This window comes from Tenacibaculum agarivorans (assembly GCF_001936575.1).
Lineage (GTDB): Bacteria > Bacteroidota > Bacteroidia > Flavobacteriales > Flavobacteriaceae > Polaribacter > Polaribacter agarivorans.
Genome location: NZ_MSMP01000004.1, coordinates 145,847 through 169,051, shown reverse-complemented (window position 1 = coordinate 169,051; position 23,205 = coordinate 145,847). Strand labels below are relative to the sequence as shown.

Genomic DNA, 23,205 nt, shown 5'->3' with positions numbered 1-23,205 from the left:
GCTATGCTAGTAAAAGTTTATGGCTCCGCGCTATTCGGAGTAGAAGCAACCACCATTACTGTTGAAGTTAATATAGATAAGGGAATAGGGTATCATTTAGTTGGTTTACCTGATAATGCGGTACGAGAAAGTTCATATCGGATTTCTGCTGCACTTAAGAATAATAATTTCAAACTTCCTGGGAAAAAAATAATCATAAATATGGCACCAGCAGATATCAGAAAAGAAGGTGCTGCTTATGATTTAACCATTGCTACAGGAATTTTAGCAGCTTCAAACCAAATTCAATCTACGAATATAGATGAATATGTAATCATGGGTGAACTCTCTTTAGACGGAAAGTTGCAACCTATAAAAGGAGCACTTCCCATAGCAATAAAGGCAAAAGAAGAAGGTTTTAACTATTTTATTCTACCTAAAGAGAATGCAAAGGAAGCTGCTATAGTTGAAGGGTTGGAAGTCTATGGAGTAGAAAGTATAACAGAAGTTATAGATCATTTTAATGAAACGCAACAGCTATTGCCTACCGTTGTAGATACACATGAAGAGTTTTACAACCAATTAGATTTTCCTGAGTTTGATTTTTCAGATGTAAAAGGCCAAGAATCTATTAAACGTTGTATGGAAATTGCAGCGGCAGGAGGACATAATATTATTTTAATCGGGCCACCTGGAGCAGGAAAAACGATGTTGGCTAAGAGATTACCATCTATCTTACCACCAATGTCATTAAATGAAGCTTTAGAAACAACTAAAATTCATTCTGTAGTAGGAAAAGTTAAAAAAGCAGGATTGATAAATCAACGTCCTTTTAGATCTCCACATCATACAATATCAGACGTCGCATTAGTAGGCGGAGGTCAATATCCGCAACCAGGAGAAATATCATTAGCGCATAATGGAGTACTTTTTTTAGATGAACTTCCTGAATTTAAGCGTTCTGTTTTGGAAGTGATGCGTCAACCTCTTGAAGATAGAGAAGTAACAATATCTAGAGCAAAATTTACAGTAAATTATCCTAGTAGCTTTATGTTAGTAGCTAGTATGAATCCAAGTCCTACAGGTTATTTTTCAGATGAGAATAGTGCAGCTTCGGTTTCACCAGCCGAAATGCAACGTTACATGAGTAAAATATCAGGACCTTTACTGGATCGAATTGATATTCATATTGAAGTAACACCTGTACCTTTTGAAAAATTATCTGATACACGACAAGGAGAAACAAGTGTCGAAATTAGAAAAAGAGTTACAGAAGCTAGGAAAATACAAACAGAACGATTCTCTATATTAGAATCAATACATTATAATGCACAAATGAATGTAAAACAAATACGTGAATTTTGTGTGTTAGATATGCAAAGTAAAGAATTACTAAAAAATGCAATGGATAGATTGAATTTATCCGCTAGAGCTTACGATCGTATTTTAAAAGTGAGTAGAACTATTGCTGATCTAGAGAGTTCAAAAGATATACAATCACATCATATTGCAGAGGCCATTCAATATAGGAGCCTAGATAGAGAAGGGTGGCTGGGGTAGCAATTTAAAACTATTATGAATATAGGTGAGGCTGTCTAAAAAGTCGTCATTCCGAATGAAATGAAGGAATCGTGTAAATTTAAGTTACTAATAATAAGATTACTTCAAAATTAAATTTTTCGTAATGACGTTTGAAAATACTTTTTCAGACAGCTTCATAGTAATAACAACTTTTAATTTAACAGTTACAGCTTTCCTTGAATCCAAGCATTAACATGAGCCAAAGATCTTGGATGTAGTAAAATTTTACGTTCTTTATTCAGTAAAATATAAGTTGGTGTAGCATTTATGTGGTAATCCTTTGCCGCTTTTGATTCCCATCCTTTAAAATCACAATAACTCTGCCATGGAACATTTTTAAAAGCACTATTGAATATATTTTGATTTGTGTCTAAGCTTATATAAATAATTTTCAAAGGCGTTTTAGAGTCTTTCCATTGCTTGTCATATGTTACTAATTCATTAGCTTCTTTTTGACAAGTAGCACAAGTACTTGCTCCAAAAACCAATAAAACATTCTGTTTGATATCACTTAACGTTTTTGTTGTTGTCAGTTGAATGTCTGGAGCTGTATTTCCTACTTTGAGTACTCCATATTTATGCATTCTTTTCTGTAAACTTTCTTCAATGGTACAACTACAGTATGTTTTTTCTAGTAATCGAGATGATAAATGTGCTGCAGCTTTAAATAAACTACGTTTTTCAAATAGTACGAATAGTTCTTTGGCTACAGCATTAAGTAACGAGGAGTTATTTTTTAGAGTATGAATCAGGTAATCAGTACTTAAATTCATTTCTTTATATACTTCGCCTAAAGATGTTCCCATATTTTCTAATAAAAAATAATGACCTTCAATCAATTCTCTAAAAATACCACTGGTTTTAAAGTTAGAATTTGTGAAGTCTATATTTCTGAACTGTTGAATATTCAAAGGAATACGTTCCGAGTAATTTTGAATAGATTTTGGCATGTCGTTCACCAATTTGCGGAGTGGCATATACCAACTCAGATAACTTTCTTTTTTTAGTGATTCTTGCCTTTTAGTATGAGCGCCTTCAATGCGTCTTATTTCTTTATCTATATGTTTTTTACTATTATTCTGCGTGCTGAAATATGGATTATTGTACTGTTTTTGTAGGTAACGCCAAGCAGCATATACCTTATCTTCTTGAATCATTGCTTTTGCATGAGCGACAAATTTTTGGTTTTGAGTTCCTTTTGTGAATTGCAAATTATCGAAAGCATTCAAATGAGTTCCTTTTAGATGAATTGATTCCCCATCTAATAATAATATAAAACGATTATTACGCTCAGTTTCTAAAATAGCCATGCCTCGATAGTTTTCTGGGTAAGTAATAATGAAATTACCTTGTTGATCAACAGTTGTAGTATGAAGAGGATAGTCTTTATAATAATCAAATCCAATTAATGTCAATTTTTGACCTGCATGACCCATTAATTGACCTTGAATATTTTGTGCTGGTATTTGTATAAAATTTGAAAATACTATAAGAAGTATAGAAAATATTCTCATAAGTTGTGTTTAGTAAATAAGAAACTGCCCGATGCAGGGCAGTTTAAAAAGTATGATATTTTATATTTTTATTCTTTGATACAACGTACAGGTTGACCAGATGCAAAAAGAGGATTTGCAATCTGGCTAAAGTTAACTCCTTCAATTAATTCAAGAGCTTCAGGACCACTATTACCAGATTGTATACTAGACCAATAAAATCCTCTTCTAATGAAACTTCTAACTTCACCGGTACTACTAGCTCTAAAACCTGTAATAGGTAACTTCAATGGACTTGAAAAACCACCATCTGCATCCTGTGTAGACCAAGCATCCCTTTCAGTAAGCCATTCTGCTGAGGTAGGTACTCTAAAACCACTAGGACAAGGGTCGTGTATTCCTTTAGTAGTACCGTTCCAACGCGTATTATCTTTAGCATTTAACCAATTATTACTTCCAATGATGAAATTACTTCCTTCATTACCACTAGCTACTGGACCTGTTGCTGTATTACTAGTTCTAGATTGATGTCCGTCAGTATTTCTACCCCATTGATATAAATCTCCATAAGCATCAGCATCTGAAGTAGATGTAGCAACTCGACTAGCTCCTAGATTACGATCTAACCATATAGCTCCACCTGCCCCTGTAACTTGTCCAAAACCATTTACAGCATTAATCATTGCTTGTACTTCAGAAGTAGTAGCAGGTACAGAAAAATTATCAGGATTCGAATCAATGTAATTTTGATAATCTGTTTGATTACTAGCTACAATTCCTAATAAAGCTGGAGTGATCATCCCTAGTTGTGCCACAGTTACTACAGAATTTACAACATCAGGGTTATCTGCTTCATTTCCTATTTGGCTTAATACTAATGCAGAAGGGCTATTGTCTACCGCAGTATTATCAAGTAAGCTTTTAAAACTTATTCCATCATATACATATACTCCTTTAGGTGCACAATCTATACAGTAGATTATTAAACCTTCAGCAGGGTTAGAAATTGTATTGATTTGGGCGTTTGTCAATCTTGGTAATAATAATCCTTTAGTTGTACTTCTTACCTCTAAAGCAGCAGAAGCATCTGGAGTATTAGTACCTATTCCTACTTGAGCATTTACTATGGTAACGGAAGTCAAAATAGTTACCAATAAACCTCTTTTAATCGAATTTTTAAATTTTATATTCATTTTTAATGTCATCTTTATTTATTCTAATTCAATTTTTGTTTTTTTACTATTCTTTAATACATCGAACGGAGTGCCCACGAGATCCGCTTCCTATTTCTGTTCTTGGTCCAACAGTAGGACCAAACACTAAAACAGTATTTCTGTTCGATGAAAGTGTACTTGTACAATAGCGTCCTTCTGTATTAACCTCTCTAATCACACCCGTTACTCCATCTCTAAAACCTGCATTAGGTAATTTTAATGGCGTAGCAATAGGACCAGCAAAAGGCCAAGTAACCCTTTCAGCATCCCATTCTGCTCGAGTAGGAACTCTAAACCCGTCAGGACATGGATCATGAATTCCTTTATTTGCACCATTCCATCTACTAGCGTCTACTGCACTAAGCCAATTTCCAGAGGTAGAACTAGTAACAAAGTTACTTCCTTCATTACCGCTCGCTACAGGTCCGGCTGTTATACTACTAGTTCTCATTTGATGCCCATCAGTATTTCTGCCCCATTGATACAAGTCGCCAAAAGAATCAGCATCGGTAGAAGAAGTTGCTACTTGGCTGGCACCTAAATTACGATCCATCCAAATAGCACCTGCACCACCAACAACAACACTACCACTTGAACTCACTATAGACGTATTTCCAACTATAATATTATTGTATAATAACCCATCAAACATATAAATGCCTTTAGGAGAGCAGTCTGTACAGTAGACTAATAAACCTTCAGCAGGGTCTGCAATGGCTGTAATTTGAGTTTCGGTCATTCTAGGTAATAAGAATCCCTTTGTTGTACTGGTAACTTCTAAAGCAGCAGAAGCATCTGGGGTACTGGTACCGACCCCTACTTGTGCAAAAGCTATAGAATTTATAAGAGTCAGTAATAGTAGCAGTATAGTTTTTTTAGTTGTATTTTTCATTTCTTTTTTATTATTCGATAATTATTTTTTTAGATAAATTATTGTTTTCTGAGGTTAATTGCACAATGTAGACTCCAGTTGATAGTGAAGCTGGTAGTAAAATATCTTGAACACCGTTTGTAGTAAATTCTTTTGTCATTACTTTTTGTCCATTAACACTATACATTTTTAAAGTGGCTTTATTAAGGACTTCAAGTCCAACAATTCTTAGTGTAGTATCATCTGTTTTATAGATAGCAAGATTCTCTTTAGCTACTGTGTCTTCAATTTTTAGTGTTTTAGAAGAAGTATGTAAATAAAAACGACCAATTCCATTTTGTACAGTTGTTATAGTAACTTTATAAGGAGTCTCGTCTATTTTTTGAAAAATATTTTTTTCTCTATCCTCTATATACACATCTACATTTTGAGGCAGGTTTTTAGCATTTGCTTTAAAATGAATAGTTGAATTAGCTTGAGCTCTAACAGATAAAGGGATCACTTGTGTTTCATAGGTGTCTTTTGGTAAACATTGTAGCATGAAATCAATTCCTTTACTATCAGCTACCAAGTGTGTGTCTAAAGAAAAATTAGGTGTGTTTTCTCTGTATCTCCCTGCGTCATAACCAATGTCAAGTCCATTGGTAACATTATCAAAGTACTTAAGTTCAGTGCTCTTTTCTATATCTCCATTAGATAATTTAACTATTATGCTTGGAGTTGTATCGATACTTCTAAAAAAGGTATTAGCTCCAGTTTGATGAGTTTGTAAGGATTTAAAGAACCTGAAAAAACTAGTAGATTGATTAACAGTTCTAGCTTTAACCATAAAAGCTTGCCCTGGAGATAAGTATACTGTAGGACTGGTGCTGTTTATCACTTCGTAATCACTACCATTCCAAAAGTATAAACCGGCAAAATTAGGATCTAAACGACTTAAATTTTGTTCTAAAAGATTAAAACCAGCAGGAGTACTTTTATTAGCGGCAGTAAAAGAAGGATAAGGGTTACCAATACAAAACCATAAATCACTCGCACTACTAGCTGTAAAAGTTGCATCTACATCTGAATTCAATACTGTTCCTGTGAATATAAATTCTCCTTCAGTTGTTCTTTTTGTACTATATCCTTGACCACTTGCAAAGTCTGTTAAAGTTTCTTGGTTAGGTGCGCTAGGTGAAGCATTATAATACGTCCATTTTTGTCCTGCGTTGTTGGTATTTTTGTAATAGCCTACAGCAAAATTGCCATTAGCGGGATTGGTAGTTACATTATTAATAGGATCAGTTACAAAAGAAGGGATGTTTTGATTCGTAACTGGTGCAGATACTAAATGCCAATCAGTATCAGGTATGTGCCTTTTGTAAGTAATATTTCCAATTGTTTGGCGGAATACGACTATAGAACCACTAGATGTTGCATCAGAGTCTATGGTTAAGCTTCCTGCAGCATTTATAGTAAGATAATTATTTACATGTAAAGCATCGCCTGGAGAAATATAAATACTTCCACCAGATGCAACGTGTAGCTCTTGTGAATTGGTATAGTTAATTGCACAAATAATTAGGGAAACTAATAGCAGTTTTTCTAAATTAAATTTCATTTTAAGTTGTATTAATGAGACAAATTTTTTGATTAAAAACCTGAGCCAGGTGCTTCAGGACTTGCAGCTTGAGCTTTTTTAGGATTTAGAATTAAATATGTTCCTAACGCAGTAAGAGTTACATACTTCCCGTAATTACCCAATTTTTCTATAGCTTTTTTTCTGGAAATAGAATCTTCTGTTTTTTGATTTAATTTTTTCATTATAGTTATATTGATAATCCTTTTAGGGATTAAATTTTACATTATACTTTAATGTGTTGGGGGGAACCTTAATTAAATATTGGTATTTTAAAAAACATCACATTACCATTACACAAACCTATTTTATTTTTATTGATGCATTTGTTAATCCCAATAGAAGTATCATTATTCTTTGTGTAGTTGTCGATTTTCTTTGTGAATGAATTATCAGGGATTATTTAATAAGATATTTTTCTGTAAAATCAATATGAAGAACTTCATCCTAGGGTTATTCAGTTTGACATCAGAAGAAATAAAACTAAATAAAAAGTAGTATCTTATGACTTCAATCATTTAAATCATAATTTTATGTTAGACAGTCTTAAAACAGCTAAAAATTTTACAGTATTAAATAAAAATGAACAAAAGTCAATTGAAGGGGGAGGAGTTGGTTCTTGTATTAGAAGACATCAAAGGTTAATAACCAGAGTTCAAAATGATACAGGAATTAGAGACGATCAACGAAGCTTTGTAATTTCACAACTTGTAGCTGATGCAGAAAGATGTTATGATCATACAAATCTTTTTTAAAATTAAATAAGCTTAGAAAAGATATAAAAGTGTTGCTAAATAAAGTGATTTCGATTTAAGAATACATTTTTAATATGTAAATGAGTAAATTATGTCTTTACGATGAACGAAACATAGTGAAGTGAAGAAGTAATCTGTTAGTTTAATAACTAAAATCTTGTTTTTAACAGAAAGATTGCTTTATCCGTTGCACTTCTTCGCAAAGACTTCTTTGTTTACATGAAGTTCAAGGTGAAATTATATCGAATTTACGTTAAATAGAAAAAATAGTCGTCTTCTTAGACGATTATTTTTGTTTTCTATAGAATTTAAAATTTATGCTTGAGATAACCTTTCTATACTTAAAAATGATATGTCAGTCCTTAGAAAAAGGAAATAAAGATTTCTAGAGTAACATCTATGGGAAATTATCCGAGGGATTTTATTTTGTAGACCAGTAAGTATTACATATCGTTTATGTACAAATACTTTTCTGTAAGTAATTTTTTATCTGAAGGAATAGTATTTTTCTCTAGATCATATTTTGTTAACGTAAAGAATACTTTAGTGTTTTTATCAATGTTATATCGGATAGATTGTAATGAAATATCATCGTCTTTTAAAAAAGTGAGAGTTTCTGTTTTCTTTTGATTTTGAAGAGTATATAGCAATTTGAATTCGATTTTTGAAACTGATTCATCTTCAAAAATTTCGTGATTAAGTTCAATATCAATTATAGTATTGACGATGGTTTGTTCTTCACGAGTTGAGGTAACATCAATAATAGATTCACATTCAGGTTTTTCCATCCAGTCAAGTACAGAACGTTCTCCATTGGTATCTATTTCAGTAATTCGGTATCGCATAGTCATATTCATATCAACGGCATAAGGAAAGTTGATATGTTGTGTGTATAAATCTGTATACTTTTTTCTAAATGTTGTCTTTATTTTTATAGGCTTCTCATTGTCTACACTAACAGCTTCTATTTCCACTATCTTCATATACAATTCTGGACGTAGGTTTTCTAAAAAATCATGACATTTTATTTCAATAGCAGCGTAAGTAGGAGGGATTTCTTCGTTTAAATCTATCTGTTTGATGATATCAGGATACTTGTTAGTATCTATATGTATGGTAAGTGTATTACTACCAATAATTCTATTTTGAATGTTTTTGTTTTCATCTTCTTCATTTTCTTCTTTTTCAAATTGATCTCTAAATTCTTTAGAGCCTAGAACTTGTTCTTTATTTGGCATCCAAACATTAGAATGATAGGTGTAATTTAGATTGATACCTAGTAACTTATCCTTTAATTGCGTGTTTAGTAGTTGCGACTCATGTTTGTTCAATCTAACAGTGAATATTCTTTTAGTCCAATATGACTTAGAACTACTATATCCTGATTTATCATTAGCTTCTAGTGAACCATCATCATCAAGAATCACATTTTTTGAATTCGTATTGCTTTCAACAGGAAGAATTAATCTAGTATCAATATGAGATATTGGTAAAGGTTTTAACTTGATACGACCGTATTTTTTTAATTTTGATTGAATACGTTTTTTAATTTTTGGATCTATTTTTTGTAAGATTACTCCAAACTGAATAAGACTCATAAATTGTTTTTCCCCCTCATCACCATAGCATTTAGATCCTGTATATCTCATGTCTAGAAACTTAAAATCAGGATGACCATCTTTTGTAGTGTTGAGTATTAACTTACTAGGTTCATAATAAAACAAGAGAGGATCGGCGTTATCACGAAAAATTGCTACACCTTCTAGTATTTGCTTGGAATTGAAATCAGGTTGTGCAAATAGGTTGAATGTGCTCACTATGAAAACAAAAATACTTATGTTTACTAAAAACTTACCGATCCTCATGATTGTTATTTTTTATGGTTTATTCTTCCTCAGTTTCCTCTTCCTTCTTCTTGTCGTCATCTTTTTTACCAAGAATGTCATCTAATAATTCTTTACCTTTTTCAATAATATCATCTTTATGATTTGAGAGTAAAGAATCTTTAAGTTTTTCTAACTGAGATTTTTCTTTGTGGTTGTATAATTTTTTGATCTGACTTTCTCCAATAACTAGTAAACTAGTAGTGCCAGTTTGCCAATCACTAGTTTTAATTTCACCATCCTTCATAATAGTTACCAGTTGATAGTCGTAAGAAAGTTCTTTGTTTTCAGGTACAAAAAATTGTATACCATCTAAGACCTGATCGTCTTCAGTGATGCTAAACGCAGGAAATGTGATTTCATCTATACCATTTGGATCAGCTTGGAGCGATTTAATAATTAACTTCATAGAATGTGCATTAGAAAATTCCAAGGCATTCAATATTTGAACTTCAAGATTGGTGATTTCACTACCTGAAGTACCACGAATAATTTTCTTTTTAACTGTCTGATCACATGTAGGGCATTCTTTATTTAGTGCATAGTCTATCCAAAATCTAACAACATTATTCTTGTTTGTTAATTTGTTTTTGGCTTTGTCAGAGATATATAATTTTTCACCTGTAGGAACTTCAGTCCCTTCTAATACTATACTTTCAAAATAATTTCTACTCCCTTGTTTTCGTAATACAGTTATACTTTTAGGAATGATAGGATAATCAGTAATATTAGTCCAACCATTAATTAATTCTGAAGTATTCGTAAATTCGATTTTCCCAAAAGTAAGTGGAGAGTTCACTTCTAAATTTACAGGAACATCAATTATAGAATTTTCATCACCATGAGGTTTAAATTGTAGTTTGATACTTGTACCAATATTGCGTAGCATAGCACCTACAAAATTATCTACATTACTATCCATTCTCCAGTCAAGTATAATAGGTTTGTGATAATCTGTAGGAATACTAGCATGTATACTTTCAGGTTTTACTCCAAAACTACCCAGTATAGGTCCAAAATCTACTTTAGGAACATCTCTTAAATCTAGCGGCATTAATATTACAGGCTTTCTTAGTTTAGCAGCCAAAAGCTTTTGTGCAAGTTTAATATCTTCACTATTAATTTGAGGAGTTAATTCGGCATTTACCAAAACACTTCCTCTTCCTTCCTCTGAATCCATATAGAAAATATTGAAAGCGTACTCATAGGTTTCTTTGTTCCATTTTAACGTATATTCTTCTGGTAAATAATAGTAGATATTAGAGTTTTTATTTTTGTCTCTATAAATTTCCTTACTAATATTTAATTTCTCTAGAAATGAAGCGTAACTATCTCCAGATAAATGAGTAGCTATATTTTCACGATTTTCTATTTTGGTAACATCAGGTCCTTTTCGTTCTTTAGAAGAGACTGAAGTACTCCCAGAAGTTCGAATGGGTATATATTTCACTAACCCAATATTTTTTAAGCCTTTTGAGTTAACAACGGTAGGCTTTTTATCTGTTTTTATTAATAAAGGAGGTTTAGGTCTGGACGTAATTGGTCTTCCTCTATTTATAGAAATTAAAGACAATACATTATACGCTTCATTACCTTTTAATAAACTTCTATTCTCATTGTATACAGACCATTTATTCAAATTATACCAAACCCCAATAGGATTATTAAATGTTTTCATTGAAGTTTGGGCGTTAAAGGTGGCAAAGACTAATGAATTTGCTTTGTTGTTGGTTGTAGAATTGTTTATGTAAGTGATATGCCCTTTTCTATTAGTCCTAGAAACTTGATGTTTAAAAATTCTAGAGTTAATAAAAACATTAAACTTAGCTCCTTTAGGTAATGGTTTTCCATTTGTATTGAAAATATACCATAAACCTTTAATTTTAGAATAATAAACCCCAATGGGATTCGTATTGTATGGTCCTAACTTACCCCAGTTTTGAGTAATTAAAAACTTGGCATTTGGATTTCTATTCAACTTAGCATGATTAACAGCTACAGTTTTAGTATTAGTACCTGCTTTAATAGTAAAGGCATTACTAGATTTATCAACAACTAAAACATTAAAGATAGTGTTTGCTGCTAAAGGTGTTCTATCTTGATTAAAAATGGTCCATTTTTTTCCATTGTACCAAACACCAACAGCTTTGGTTTGATATGGACCAGATTTGCCATAGTCATGAGTTACAATAAGAATTTTATCTTTTTTTCCATTCACACTCACGTGATTAATAGACGAAATATGTTTATTAGTGTTCGATTTTGTCACTGTATGTTTGAATACAGTTTGCGATTGAACCGTTACTACACCACACAACAACATAATAAATAAGTTGAGGTGTAGTAACGATCTTTTATGAATTATTTTTTTCATGATGATTCACAATTCAGTTAATTTAGTAGGCTACATAAAAAGCTGTGGGTTGACTCAACTCTCTTCTAGCAAGTGTTTCTTGTCTATTCACAAACTCCTGATATGTTAATTCATATGTAGATCCTCTATTAGAAGATCTGTAACTAGTCATTCCTTGTTCCCATGGATCGAATATTTCTAGTATGGTGCCATTAGGCGTACCATCCCCTTTAATACCAGCAACTACTACAACATGAGCTCCATTTTGCAAGTCTGTAGCTACCCATAATGGTCCAATAGCTAATAGTCCAGCAAACCCATCAATAGTATAACTTTGAGGGTATTCATACTGTAATCCCCAACGACTAAACATACTTGTGTTATCTGGAGGTAATCCATTATTGTAAAAGCTTTCCCATCCGTTAACGCCACGTGCAATATCTCTTGGATCAATACTGATTTGTTCTCTCCATCCTACAATCATAGCTGCTGCAGCTGCCCAACAAGACATACCATTAGTTTGTGGTACTAATTGAATGGGGTAAGAAATATCCATGCTACTATTTGAACTAGATGTGCTAGCAGTCGAACTACTTGAGCTACTATTAGGATTATCACTTGAGGCAGTACTACTTGAACTTGATGAAGAAGCACTACAAGCAGTTGGATAAATAGCATTGATACTAGCAATATCTGTAGCACTCATTCTACTTCTTTGTCCTATAGTAACACCACTACGTTTGGGTACTATAGTTGTCATTTGTCCTCCACCGGGTTTCGGTTTACCAAAAGCGGTGGGTCCATAGTGCATAATAGATCCATAATCATAGCTTCCCATATTTCTACCTTCTGGCCAAAAATAATGATGCCAACTTTGATTGTATTTTCTAAAATTGTGAGCATTTCCTGAAGTTATATTAGATCCATTAACTGTAATATAACGATCTCTATCATCTCTACTTTGTTCATGGTAAAATCCTAAGGCATGCATCATTTCATGAACAGTACTTCCTCTAGTATCACCACATCTATTTCCTATCTCAATTACTTGTCTACCGCCTACTTTTCCAATATATGATGATCCACAAGCGCCAGCTGCATACACAAACTCAACATAATCAGATTCTGAAGTTCTAGGTACAACACAAACATTAGTGCTAGAACTAATATAGCTTATGGCTGAAAGTATATCTGCTCTTTTTGGATGTCCACTCGCAATTACATAAGGCATTTTAGAGTTAGGCCATCTGGCACTTGATGAGGTTGTAGCTGCTCCACCACGACCACCAGAGCGTTGAATTAAAATGTCACCTTCATACACGTATTTATTGTTAATTTCAGTTACTTTTATAGTAGTTTGTCCTGAAGTAAAAGGTAGACTTGCTCTTACTTCTCTTGTTCTTCCTGAGTTATAATCAGGTCTTTCTTCTTGAGCTATGGCAATGTTTGTAAACGAAAAGCATAGCATTAGTATCAATATGGTTATATATCTATTTGATTTCATGATTTTTTCAGTTTTTAAAGTATTACATAAATCTATCTACATCGATTCTTCCATAGTCCGATTTTTGTAAACCAGATTTTTTAGGACGTTCACCTCTTATGAAATAGGTGATCTCGTATTCATAATCTTCAGAATTTCTTGGTAATAAAATTTCTATTGTTTTTGATAATTCGGATTTGTTCACTTTTAAGTTTGTGCTACTTATTTCGTTCTTTTTACCTAGTTTGCTATATACTTTAATTTCTATAGCTTTAATGTTTTTTTCTAGTGTAAAATCCTCATCAACCTCTATGTAAATAGGTTTCTTTACTAATGGAGGTTCCAATGCGATACTACCAAACTTTGTAGTTTCCCAATCTGATTCTATTTTATGATTACCTCTAAAACTCCATAGTGTTTTAAAATCATAAGCTAGCCATTTATCTCTATCATTGTCTCCTTTCCAACCATATAACATCTTAAAGAAATTACCTTGTTTTTCAAATTCAGATTTGTCAATTTTGATTTCACCTACAGTTTCTTGATTATTTCCATGTTTTTTACGCATAATCACATTTACAAAATTCACATGCTTAAAGTCGTCAGCATTTACACCTCCAAGTGTCGCATTAATTTGTCTTTGTTTCATTAGAGGATCGTCTGCGTTAATCTCTCTAAAACAAGAAGGACATATGCTTTTTACATCACCTAAGTTGTAATCAAAAGGTAAAGTTTTAGTGGTTTGTGTGTATTTGTTTAAATCTATTTTATACACACCACGTCTTCTGACTTGTTTCATTTGATAGGATACCGCTACAGATAAACTAGGTATTGGTTCTCTCTTAGGTGTATCTCTATCATTGTCATCATTATCAGCAGTATCTTGATTACGAGAGATCGGTTGATGACCACCAGCAGTTCTTACACTATCAGCCCTAGTTCTTGCTTGTCGTCTAGCAGCTCTGTTACGTTGTGCTCTAGATTGTTCTAGTGCATCTATACGTTTATTTTCTTCTCTAGCTTCTTGACGTGCTTTTTGCAATTGCTCAGTGGCTCTATCTAACATGCTTTTTTGATTGTTAGGAATCAATTGGTTTAATTGAGGAACTCCTGTACCTCCAACTTTATCAAACATTAAATTCATAAGTTGTGTGTAGGCAGCTTCCTTTAATTTGTTAAGCTCTTCATCATCACCGATTTGAGTCAGTTTGATAGCTCCAGAGTCAAATAGGTCATCAAAACTTGCTTTAATTTCAGCAGAAAGTACAGGTGCAGCAATTGCAGCTTCAAAAGTTTGGTGTTTGTATATTCTATCAAAATTAGCTTCTATAGTTACACGTTTTGGTGATTGATATCCTTCGACTTCCATTTCAAAGTGTGCACTAAAATCAGGAGTTGGTGTGTTAAACGTTTCCCAAAGAATTTTTGATCCTAGTTTATTGATGTGTACAGAAACTGCTGAGCGTTGATTCTCTAGAATAGGAGCATTTCCTAATCCACAAACTTTAGCTTCGAATTCACCATTAGGTTTAGCGACAGAGGAGATTAATGATACTGTTCCAGATTTGAATACTACAGGACCGATAATTTTTCCATTACTATCAATTCGAGTTAAAGCTCTTTCCGCATCTTTGATCATTTTATCTGAAACTTTCAATTCGACCAAAGCATGAACAATTCCTCCACCAACTTCACTTTCTGAAATTCCTTCATTAGAGTCTGCAGAAGTTGTTTCATTTTTTACGTAACGTAAAAAAGAAAATATAGGGTCACCTGTAGGGTGAGATGCCAATTGCGGCTTGTCTGGTAAATAGTAGTAGTTACTTTGTTTGTTTAGATCGGGAAATAAAATAAGTTCTCCAGCTCTAACAGGTTTATCTAATAATATTTGTTGTTGTGCGTGTGCTGTACTAAAAATCCCAAATAGCACCAAAAGCACGCTTATAGTTTTATATATGTTTTTCATCTGTTTAAAATTTTTTGATTTCTGAATGTTCAAAAAATTTGAATACATTACTCATTAGTTAAATATTCTCTTTTTTGTATTCGTGAATCTTAGATTTCAGGAACTCCCATAAGTTTTAATTATTTTTCTGTCTGAACTTGAAATAATTAAAGATTTATGCTCGTTTCATCTGTTTAAAATTTTTTGATTGTAAAAAATTAAAGGACTTGTTTTTAGTTTTTTACGATACCGATTACATCTTTAAATTTGTCTAAAATGCTAGCTGCTTTGCTAACTTTACCATCTGCTCCAGGCTTTAGAATTACTTTCCCAGCCTCAATAATTTTATCCAAATAATCAGGATCATCATCTTTTAATTCTTGTGGAATAGAAGCGTAGATATAATCATCATTTATTTTATCATCCCAACCTAAAGCCATCTTACCTTTTTCTTTGTGGGTTAGCACTAATTGGTAAGCGTAACCTTGAGTATTTCTGTCTGTGAAAATCATTTTTTCAACTAATGGTTCATCTTTAGAAACCGTTAAAGGAACATTGGTTTCTACTTCTTCTCCAAACTTGTAGTAGCGTAATAAAAGTGTAGCACGTACAACACCTAAAGCACTTAATTCTTCTAAGTCAGCTTCAAATTCGATTGTTCTAGGAACAATTGGAGGAAATAATGTTATACTCTGCCAACTTCCTTCTTGCCATTCAGGATCTTTAGGGTAAATATTTCCCCCTTTTAAACTCCATTGTGTTTGATATTGATAGACTTCTGAGCTTTTGTCGTTTCCACGAGCGTAGCTAATAGTGGCTTTTAACCCGCTATCTTTCAAATGCTCTTTGTCAATAGTAGTATAGGCGTTAAAATGTTTTCCTGATTTACGTTCTTTTTTAACGTTTACAGTTACATAGTTTACCTCTTTATCGAACATTTCCTTAGCTTCTAAGTCTAATATCATGTTGATGTCTCTATGGGTAAAGAATTTATCATTCATTAAAACAGTACCTACACATTTCTTGTTGTTTTTAACACCATTATACCAACTAGCTAAGTTTGCTGTTAATGTAAAAGGCTTTTCAACTGCTAATCTGTAGTTTAAATAGTATGTTTCTGTTTTCTTTTTAAAACTGCTTTCAAAGAATCTTCTATTATAAGTATACTTTTTTCCATACTTTATATTAGGCATAGCAGCTTTTTCTTTTTCAGTTGGAGGAGTAAGTACATCAGAGTCTCCAGATTCAGTCATTTTTTGTAAAAAGAAATCGAAAAAAGCTTCTCTGATTTTAGTCACTCTATCGTCAGCAATATTTTCATCAAAATCTACTTTTATATATTCTTTTTCTACCATATGATCTATGACGCTACGTACTTCATCATAAGATCTACTTTTTACTTCTGTTCTTTTACCAAAAAGAGCATCAGCAATGCCTCCAAAAAGACCACCTCTTTTTTTCTTTCCTCTTACTTCTTCGTATTTTGCATAATCTCTTTCGAAATGCTTTTTAACTTCACTCCAATTTACGATTACTCTTCCTTTAGCAGCAGGAATTCGAGTGGTGTATTTAAATCCCATTTCAATAGATAGATCTGTAATTGATCTTGTTTTTTCGAATGTTGCTGCTAACAATTGAGCACCATTAGCACTAAGGTTAGAAGCTACTGCTACTTTTGATCCTGGTAATACAGGAGCGCTTAATGATTGTACTACAGAAGGCGCTAATTTACCATCAGTTAGCGTCGCCGAAATAATTCGTAATGATTTGTCTCCATCAGGTTTAACATCTAAAGCTCCTTTTAATTTACTTTTCTTTCTAGCTCCTTGTTCTCCTTTAGCTAAAATTTGTTCTACTTCTTTTTGTTGTTTTGGTGTTAATCCCCATTCCATTAGCATATGTAATAAAGCACCACCAATACCACCATTAGCTTCTTTTTCTTCTGTGATATATTTTAAGAATAAAAATTCTGGAGTTTTATCAGGCTTAGCTCCTAATCGTAATGAAACAGGTAGGTAATAGTAATTTTTAGATTTCCTGTCAGATAAACTAGATGCTTCTCCATAAAGCACTACTTGAGTTCCGTCTTTGAGTGTAAGACTTAGTTTGTTCGTATCGTCAACAATTTGCGCATCGGACGATGTAAAGTTGATGAGTAGGTAAAGTAAAATTACCCCTTTTAGTACATGTTTAATTTTTGTTTTCATGATTTAGTTATTTAGTAATTCGAATAAATTTGTTTTTAATTGATAGTTTTCATCATAAATTCCCGCTCTATGTTTTCCTTTAAATTTTATGATGAAATTCATGGATAGGAAGAGTGTTTTTAAATCTTCAGTGTTGTCTGCAATAGCAGTTTTTAAAGTCTCAGTATCGTTATGATCGAGTTTAAAAGAACATGCAGTTTTTGAATTGGAAAAAGTAGGTACTCGACCAATAGCGGTAGCTGATTCACTCAATATATCTACTAATGGTGAGCTTCCTATGATCTGAAGTGTGTTGTATGTGTTATCTAATTCAGGTACTATTGATCCCATGAATCGAGCATCTTCACCTACAATTTTTTCTAAAGCGGTTTGCACTTCTTTTCTTTGAGATAAAGAAAGTCCCCAAGACATTAAAAAATGGAGTATACCACTTTGGCTGCCACCTCTATCACTATAGGTTAGAAACGAAAATTCAGGTTCTTTTTTTTGATTAACAGAGAATTTTAAATGAGAAGGTAGACTGTAATATTCGTCTGATACTTCATCAAAACTACCTGCTTTTTTAAAAACTTTTAGTTGAGTACTATCCGATAGCACTATAGAAAATTCTTTTCTAGCATCCAGTACTTGTGCATTGCTTCCCAAATACAACAATATGAGTAGTATTTGGATTGAATAGTGTATAAAAGATTTCATAATATTTAGTTTTGTTCTGGTATTTCGTCAATGAATAATAGACCATATTCGTCCGTTCCGTTTTTACGTATAGGTGCTTGGTTTTTGATATACCAAGTAATACTGTAATCCACCTTGTCTGATCCTTTGGGTAAAGTGATTTCAAAGAATTTATCATCAATTCCTCTTTTTGGATACACGGTAAGATGTTTTGATTTTGCTTCTCCAAAAAAGTCGTAGTTAATCTTTACGGCAACAGCTCTTACATTTCTAGACTCAAGGAGTTCCAAATCTCCAGAAAGCTCAATTTTTCTTCTTTGAAAAGGAGTGTACAGGTTAATCATAGAAGCAGATTCTGTTTTCCAATCTTCAGAGAATGTACCACCACCTATAAATTTCCAAATGGTTTTATATTCATAGTTGAGCCATTCATCTTGATTTGTATCACCATGATTTAGGTAAGACATAGCGATCTTTCCATTAGAATCTTTGTAGGTGTTTTTGGTTAATAAAACTTCTTTTAGGGTAGCATCTCCAGCTTCATGTTTTTTATTCAGCTTTACGGTAACACTATTCAACATTTTGTCGAATTCTTTTTCTATGGTACCATCTACACCTACATATACATCTCTTTGTTGAAAAGCGGGATCCCAAAGTGGAACATCTTTAAAAATTTGTTCATTATCTCCATACTTTTTATAAAGATTACCAGCATTAAAAGTGATGTAATGATTTCTATGAACTAAACTTCGTCCTTTAAAAACCATATTACTTTTTCCAGTAGTACGATGTTCTTTATATTGATACCCTACATTTAGTCCAAAGCCTGTAGTATTTCTACTTCCCATAGCTCCATTAGCACCAATTAAAGATCCTATAGCATCTTCCAATCCACCTCTATGTTCCTCAGGGACTTGTTCTAATGGTGTAGGTTTAAACATTAATTCCAATAGTTTGTTGTAAACTGTTTGGACCAAACTCTCCATAGATTCACTTTTACCTACACTAGTGAACTTTATAGCATTGTCTTTTCTAAGTTTATCAAATCCAAAACCTACATCAGCTCCCACAAAATAGACGCTACCTCCTGCATCAAAAGCATGACTTTTCTTAACTTCAGACCAGTCAATTTCTAACTCAGCCTCATAATTTTCGGTTAAACCGGAGAAGCCTAATTCAAAAATTAGCGAGACATCCGGTGTAGACATCTTCAAACTTTCTAAGAGAAGTTTAGACTTTACAGGGTCTACATCAAAAGACAATGGAATTTTACTATTTTCTATAATAGGTGCAGTGCCTGTACCAAGAATTGATTTTTTAGATGCTCCAGACGCAGGGTTTAAAATAGAAGAAACTAAAGTGTATTTACCAGAGTCAAAAACAATAGGTCCTTCAACTGTAATTTCATCGTTTTCAAATTTTTTCTTTAAAAACCGCTCTGCATTTGTGATCAATTCTTGTGGTGTATCGTATAACACTAAGAAATTAAGAATACCGCCACCTCCAGCTTCTGTAATGGTTTTAGAATTATTATCAGAAGGTTTTTCTGTAATATATCGTAGAAAAGAAAACTCTGGAATACTATCATTCTGTAATGATAATCTAGCTCTTTGAGGTAGGTATCTATAACTATTTTCTTTTTTATGAATAGGAAAACACCATAGTCCATCTGCATTTACGCCTTTATCGATTAGAATTGATTGTGCGTTTAAACCCAAGCAGCAACCGATAAGCATAACTAATATTATGTTGTTTTTTAGATTTTTCATGATCAAAATGTTATGCAGTTATCTATTCTTCTAAAGGAGGCATTAGAAATAAATAATCACTTTCTAAAGATTTCAGCGGTTGTTGATTGGCTCCATTTTTTCCATACCAACTTACCTGATAAGCAACAGGTTCTTCTTTATCGTGATATAAATTGATTTTAGAAGTGCTCTCCGCATCATTTTTACGAAGAACCACGGTGCCTTGTGGATTTGGTTGACCATTGAGAATAGTGAAGAATCGAACAGAGCAAGCTTGGATATTAGCTTCTTTAAAGAAGGTTCTGTCAGCATCAATTTGTACAATTCGTTTTTTGAAAGGTGGAGTTAAAGCAATAGAAGCATCATTGGCTTTCATCCAATTGTCTTTTCCTTTTGGTAATTGTATCGATTTATTATCGCCTTTTAAATTCCAACGTACTTGATATTGATAATCTAACCAATCAACCTCTTTAATTCCTAATCGAGGATAAAAAATGTTTTTATAGTCTTTACCAGCGTCTAAATCGGAACGTTTGATTACAATATCTCTGGTTACATCATTATGATCTTCTCCATAATGCTTTTTGAAACTAACAGATACTGAATTTAATATTTCGCTGAAAGTGTCGATATATTCACCATCCAATTGAAAGATGATTTCTCGTTTTAAAAAGTCGGTATCTTCTAAATTAACTACTCTAAAATATTTATCTTTACTAGTGGGATCTTCCTTAAATACTTCATATAATCCACTAATATTTCCTGAAGAGTATACAGGTACTTTAATCGTTGTAGATTTACTTAAGTTTAAGTAGAATTTATTGACTTTAATATCTGTTCGCTTCTTCAATACAAACTGATTGTCAGTCACATATTTTTCATCTCTGGCTCCTCCAAAGATTCTACTAAAGAACCCTCTTTTTCGTCTTCCTAAAAGTTGTCCTTGTTCTACAGCTGTTTCTTTTTCTGGTTGTTTTGCCCAACCCATTTCAGCATCAAACATTAATTCAATGAGTTTATCAGTAACTAGAGTAAGAATACTGCTCATATCGTCTGTTTTAATCCCTAAACCACTTGATCTATCAAAAACATCAATATCTAGTTTCTGATCTTGTACCATTTCATCAGTAATCTTGCGCATTTGTCTTTTTGTATATCCTTGTTGATTACTGTATACTTTACTGTAATGATCATAAATGGTTGACATGTCTGCAGAAACTACAGCATTATATCCTTTTACTTTTGCTTCATAAAATCCACTTACAACTACTGAAATATCAGAAGTTTTTCCTTGTAACGATTCCCATAATAAAGTGGCACCTTCTTGATTTAGTTTTGCGGCAATAGCAGCTTTAGAATTTTTGTACAGCGGTGCATGTCCAGAGGTAATTACGTTTTGAGTGAAAGGGTTTTTACCATCGACATTATTAAGGATAGAAGAAACTATTTTAAAGCTAGCTATTCCATCTTCGCCATCTTTTAAAGCTTGCTTCATAGGTACAGGTCCTGCTATTTTTGCACCTCCTTTTTTTTCTTGAAGTTCCTTTTCTAGATCTTTTAATACTTCTTTAGGAAGATCAAATTGAATTAATGTATGGAAAAGTCCACCACTTGCATTACCTTCTTGACCAATGTATTTCATACACATTAATTCAAAATCCCCATCCTCTTTAGTGGCTAATCGAGGATAGTCTGGTATATAATAATAAGTATCTGGTTTATTACTGTCTTGTAATAATTGAATACCATTAATTAGTAATCGGCCTTCATCATAATTCACCTGAGCTGTAATACAGAAAGGTATTAGTAGCATCAATATGACTGCATAATAGCGTTTTGTTAGTTTTAGATTTTTCATGATAATAAAAGTTTTGTCAAAACTAATTCCTTGCTATGTAGATATTTGGGGCAGAATTCTTGGTTTTATAAAAGTGATTTGCTGTTTTTTTAAGACTAATATTTCACTTTTAAATGAACAGGAAAAAACCTTAAAAGGTTAAGAGAAAATAACTTTATAAAATATTTAAAAGCCTTTATTTATATGTTGAAAAAGTAAGAATTCATTTATTATTTTTGCCTAATGTTTTTACGTACTAAGCATACATTTTTTTTAGAAAATCCAGCAGATTTTAAACAACGATTGTTGAAATGGGGAGAACAATTTGAAACTGCTACTTTTTTAGATAGTAATAATTACCATCAACAATACTCTAATTTTGATTGTGCATTAGCTATCGAAGAATTTACATCTATTAAAACAGATCATTTTGATGCTTTTGAAAAGCTAAAAGAATACCAGTCATACACAAATGATTATATTTTTGGCTATTTATCTTATGATGTAAAGAATGATGTAGAAAGATTATCATCAAACAACTTTGATGGATTAGGGTTTCCTGATGTCTATTTTTTTCAACCTCAGAAAATTATATTCATTAAGGATAATAAAGCTGAATTTCACTACTTAAGAGCTTTTGATGATGAGTTTGAAGAAGATTTCGAATCTATTCTAGCTATTACTACTGTAAAGTCATATTCGGAAGAAACTGAAAATTCTACTCTTAAAATTAAGCTTAGAATACATAAGGATGAGTATTTTAATAAGTTAGGTAAGGTGCTAAGCCACATTCAAAGAGGTGATATTTATGAAGCAAATTTTTGTCAAGAGTTTTATGCTGAAAATGTACATATCAATCCTTTGGATACATATATACATTTAAATGAAATTTCAGAACCTCCTTTTGCTACATTTTTTAAACATGAAGAACTGTATTTATTGTCGGCTTCACCTGAACGTTATATAAGAAAAGAAGGGGCAAAAATTATTTCACAACCAATTAAAGGAACAGCAAAACGATTGGTAAACACGATAGATGATAATAAGATAGCTTTTGACTTGGCTAGAGATGAAAAAGAACGATCAGAAAATGTAATGATTGTAGATTTAGTTAGAAATGATTTGTCTAGAATAGCAAAAAAAACATCAGTTAGAGTGGAAGAGTTATGTAAAGTCTATTCTTTCAAACAAGTTCATCAAATGATTTCTACAATAATTGCTGAAGTAGAAGATACTGTTCACCCAGTAGATGTAATACGAGAAACTTTCCCCATGGGAAGTATGACTGGTGCACCTAAAGTTTCAGCAATGAAAATTATTGAAGATTTAGAAGAAACAAAAAGAGGTTTATATTCTGGTGCGTTTGGATATTTTACACCAGAAGGTGATTTTGATTTTAATGTGGTAATCCGAAGTATTTTATACAACTCAGAAAAAAAATATGTATCTTTTTCTGTTGGTGGCGCTATTACAGCAAAGTCAGTTCCAGAAAAGGAATATGAGGAATGCTTACTAAAAGCTAAAGCCATGAAGCATGTTCTAACGTATAAAAACAGATAA

At 32.5% G+C, this 23,205-nt stretch carries 16 protein-coding genes; 3 read left to right on the top strand and 13 right to left on the bottom strand.

The genetic code is table 11. From position 1 onward, the window contains the following. Positions 1 to 3: 3 nt before the first annotated feature. Positions 4 to 1,539: a YifB family Mg chelatase-like AAA ATPase gene (locus BVC87_RS04585; protein ID WP_075341229.1), complete on the top strand. Its 1,536-nt coding sequence runs from the start codon at positions 4 to 6 to the stop codon at positions 1,537 to 1,539. Between the two features lie 185 nt (positions 1,540 to 1,724). Here the strand turns inward: BVC87_RS04585 and BVC87_RS04580 are convergent, their stop codons facing one another. The 5 genes from BVC87_RS04580 to BVC87_RS23655 all read right to left on the bottom strand — a co-directional run bounded on the left by BVC87_RS04580 (position 1,725) and on the right by BVC87_RS23655 (position 6,944). Further along, entirely contained in the window at positions 1,725 to 3,074 is a 1,350-nt protein-coding gene (locus BVC87_RS04580) for a TlpA family protein disulfide reductase (RefSeq protein ID WP_075341174.1), read from the bottom strand. Positions 3,075 to 3,142: 68 nt separating this feature from the next. Further along, on the bottom strand, positions 3,143 to 4,246 hold the full coding sequence (locus BVC87_RS04575; protein WP_143569717.1) for a fibrobacter succinogenes major paralogous domain-containing protein: 1,104 nt from the start codon (positions 4,244 to 4,246) through the stop codon (positions 3,143 to 3,145). 46 nt (positions 4,247 to 4,292) lie between these two features. Next, positions 4,293 to 5,159, bottom strand: a complete 867-nt coding sequence (locus BVC87_RS04570; RefSeq protein WP_075341172.1) for a fibrobacter succinogenes major paralogous domain-containing protein — start codon at positions 5,157 to 5,159, stop codon at positions 4,293 to 4,295. A 10-nt stretch (positions 5,160 to 5,169) separates the two neighbouring features. After that, positions 5,170 to 6,741 carry a T9SS type A sorting domain-containing protein gene (locus tag BVC87_RS04565; RefSeq protein WP_075341171.1) on the bottom strand — a complete coding sequence of 524 codons (1,572 nt, stop codon included), beginning with the start codon at positions 6,739 to 6,741 and terminating at the stop codon, positions 5,170 to 5,172. A gap of 32 nt (positions 6,742 to 6,773) precedes the next feature. Further along, a complete protein-coding gene (locus BVC87_RS23655) occupies positions 6,774 to 6,944 on the bottom strand; it encodes a hypothetical protein (protein WP_200799161.1) in 171 nt (56 codons plus the stop codon). 348 nt (positions 6,945 to 7,292) lie between these two features. On the opposite strand from BVC87_RS23655, the gene BVC87_RS04560 reads away from it, so the two are divergent. Beyond that, positions 7,293 to 7,514 carry a hypothetical protein gene (locus tag BVC87_RS04560; protein WP_075341170.1) on the top strand — a complete coding sequence of 74 codons (222 nt, stop codon included), beginning with the start codon at positions 7,293 to 7,295 and terminating at the stop codon, positions 7,512 to 7,514. Positions 7,515 to 7,957: 443 nt separating this feature from the next. Here BVC87_RS04560 and BVC87_RS04555 read toward each other — a convergent pair whose 3' ends face one another. The 8 genes from BVC87_RS04555 to BVC87_RS04520 form a co-directional block, all read right to left on the bottom strand. Next, a complete protein-coding gene (locus BVC87_RS04555; RefSeq protein WP_143569716.1) occupies positions 7,958 to 9,379 on the bottom strand; it encodes a hypothetical protein in 1,422 nt (473 codons plus the stop codon). 19 nt (positions 9,380 to 9,398) lie between these two features. Next, positions 9,399 to 11,771, bottom strand: a complete 2,373-nt coding sequence (locus BVC87_RS04550; RefSeq protein WP_143569715.1) for a DUF7452 domain-containing protein — start codon at positions 11,769 to 11,771, stop codon at positions 9,399 to 9,401. Between the two features lie 22 nt (positions 11,772 to 11,793). Further along, a complete protein-coding gene (locus BVC87_RS04545; protein ID WP_075341167.1) occupies positions 11,794 to 13,254 on the bottom strand; it encodes a M12 family metallopeptidase in 1,461 nt (486 codons plus the stop codon). A 22-nt stretch (positions 13,255 to 13,276) separates the two neighbouring features. Then, a complete protein-coding gene (locus BVC87_RS04540; RefSeq protein WP_075341166.1) occupies positions 13,277 to 15,199 on the bottom strand; it encodes a hypothetical protein in 1,923 nt (640 codons plus the stop codon). Positions 15,200 to 15,411: 212 nt separating this feature from the next. Continuing rightward, on the bottom strand, positions 15,412 to 17,385 hold the full coding sequence (locus BVC87_RS04535; protein ID WP_075341165.1) for a hypothetical protein: 1,974 nt from the start codon (positions 17,383 to 17,385) through the stop codon (positions 15,412 to 15,414). 3 nt (positions 17,386 to 17,388) lie between these two features. Next, complete coding sequence (locus BVC87_RS04530) at positions 17,389 to 18,081, bottom strand: hypothetical protein (protein ID WP_143569714.1); 693 nt, start codon at positions 18,079 to 18,081, stop codon at positions 17,389 to 17,391. A 5-nt stretch (positions 18,082 to 18,086) separates the two neighbouring features. After that, the gene (locus BVC87_RS04525) at positions 18,087 to 19,829 is read right to left on the bottom strand and encodes a hypothetical protein (protein WP_143569713.1); all 1,743 of its coding nucleotides are present in this window, start codon (positions 19,827 to 19,829) and stop codon (positions 18,087 to 18,089) included. A 22-nt stretch (positions 19,830 to 19,851) separates the two neighbouring features. Then, a complete protein-coding gene (locus BVC87_RS04520; RefSeq protein WP_075341162.1) occupies positions 19,852 to 21,666 on the bottom strand; it encodes a hypothetical protein in 1,815 nt (604 codons plus the stop codon). A gap of 222 nt (positions 21,667 to 21,888) precedes the next feature. Between BVC87_RS04520 and pabB the strand changes: the two genes are divergently transcribed. Then, complete coding sequence (gene pabB / locus BVC87_RS04515) at positions 21,889 to 23,205, top strand: aminodeoxychorismate synthase component I (RefSeq protein WP_075341161.1); 1,317 nt, start codon at positions 21,889 to 21,891, stop codon at positions 23,203 to 23,205.

What these genes read in the sequence shown, in the direction of transcription:
- BVC87_RS04580 (WP_075341174.1), bottom strand. Translation starts at nt 3,074, where the DNA reads ATGAGAATATTTTCTATACTTCTTATAGTATTTTCAAATTTTATACAA.
- BVC87_RS04550 (WP_143569715.1), bottom strand. Translation starts at nt 11,771, where the DNA reads ATGAAAAAAATAATTCATAAAAGATCGTTACTACACCTCAACTTATTT.
- BVC87_RS04530 (WP_143569714.1), bottom strand. Translation starts at nt 18,081, where the DNA reads ATGAAATCTTTTATACACTATTCAATCCAAATACTACTCATATTGTTG.
- BVC87_RS23655 (WP_200799161.1), bottom strand. Translation starts at nt 6,944, where the DNA reads ATGAAAAAATTAAATCAAAAAACAGAAGATTCTATTTCCAGAAAAAAA.
- BVC87_RS04560 (WP_075341170.1), top strand. Translation starts at nt 7,293, where the DNA reads ATGTTAGACAGTCTTAAAACAGCTAAAAATTTTACAGTATTAAATAAA.
- BVC87_RS04520 (WP_075341162.1), bottom strand. Translation starts at nt 21,666, where the DNA reads ATGAAAAATCTAAAACTAACAAAACGCTATTATGCAGTCATATTGATG.
- BVC87_RS04535 (WP_075341165.1), bottom strand. Translation starts at nt 17,385, where the DNA reads ATGAAAACAAAAATTAAACATGTACTAAAAGGGGTAATTTTACTTTAC.
- BVC87_RS04575 (WP_143569717.1), bottom strand. Translation starts at nt 4,246, where the DNA reads ATGAATATAAAATTTAAAAATTCGATTAAAAGAGGTTTATTGGTAACT.
- BVC87_RS04545 (WP_075341167.1), bottom strand. Translation starts at nt 13,254, where the DNA reads ATGAAATCAAATAGATATATAACCATATTGATACTAATGCTATGCTTT.
- pabB (WP_075341161.1), top strand. Translation starts at nt 21,889, where the DNA reads ATGTTTTTACGTACTAAGCATACATTTTTTTTAGAAAATCCAGCAGAT.
- BVC87_RS04585 (WP_075341229.1), top strand. Translation starts at nt 4, where the DNA reads ATGCTAGTAAAAGTTTATGGCTCCGCGCTATTCGGAGTAGAAGCAACC.
- BVC87_RS04540 (WP_075341166.1), bottom strand. Translation starts at nt 15,199, where the DNA reads ATGAAAAACATATATAAAACTATAAGCGTGCTTTTGGTGCTATTTGGG.
- BVC87_RS04555 (WP_143569716.1), bottom strand. Translation starts at nt 9,379, where the DNA reads ATGAGGATCGGTAAGTTTTTAGTAAACATAAGTATTTTTGTTTTCATA.
- BVC87_RS04565 (WP_075341171.1), bottom strand. Translation starts at nt 6,741, where the DNA reads ATGAAATTTAATTTAGAAAAACTGCTATTAGTTTCCCTAATTATTTGT.
- BVC87_RS04525 (WP_143569713.1), bottom strand. Translation starts at nt 19,829, where the DNA reads ATGAAAAATCTAAAAAACAACATAATATTAGTTATGCTTATCGGTTGC.
- BVC87_RS04570 (WP_075341172.1), bottom strand. Translation starts at nt 5,159, where the DNA reads ATGAAAAATACAACTAAAAAAACTATACTGCTACTATTACTGACTCTT.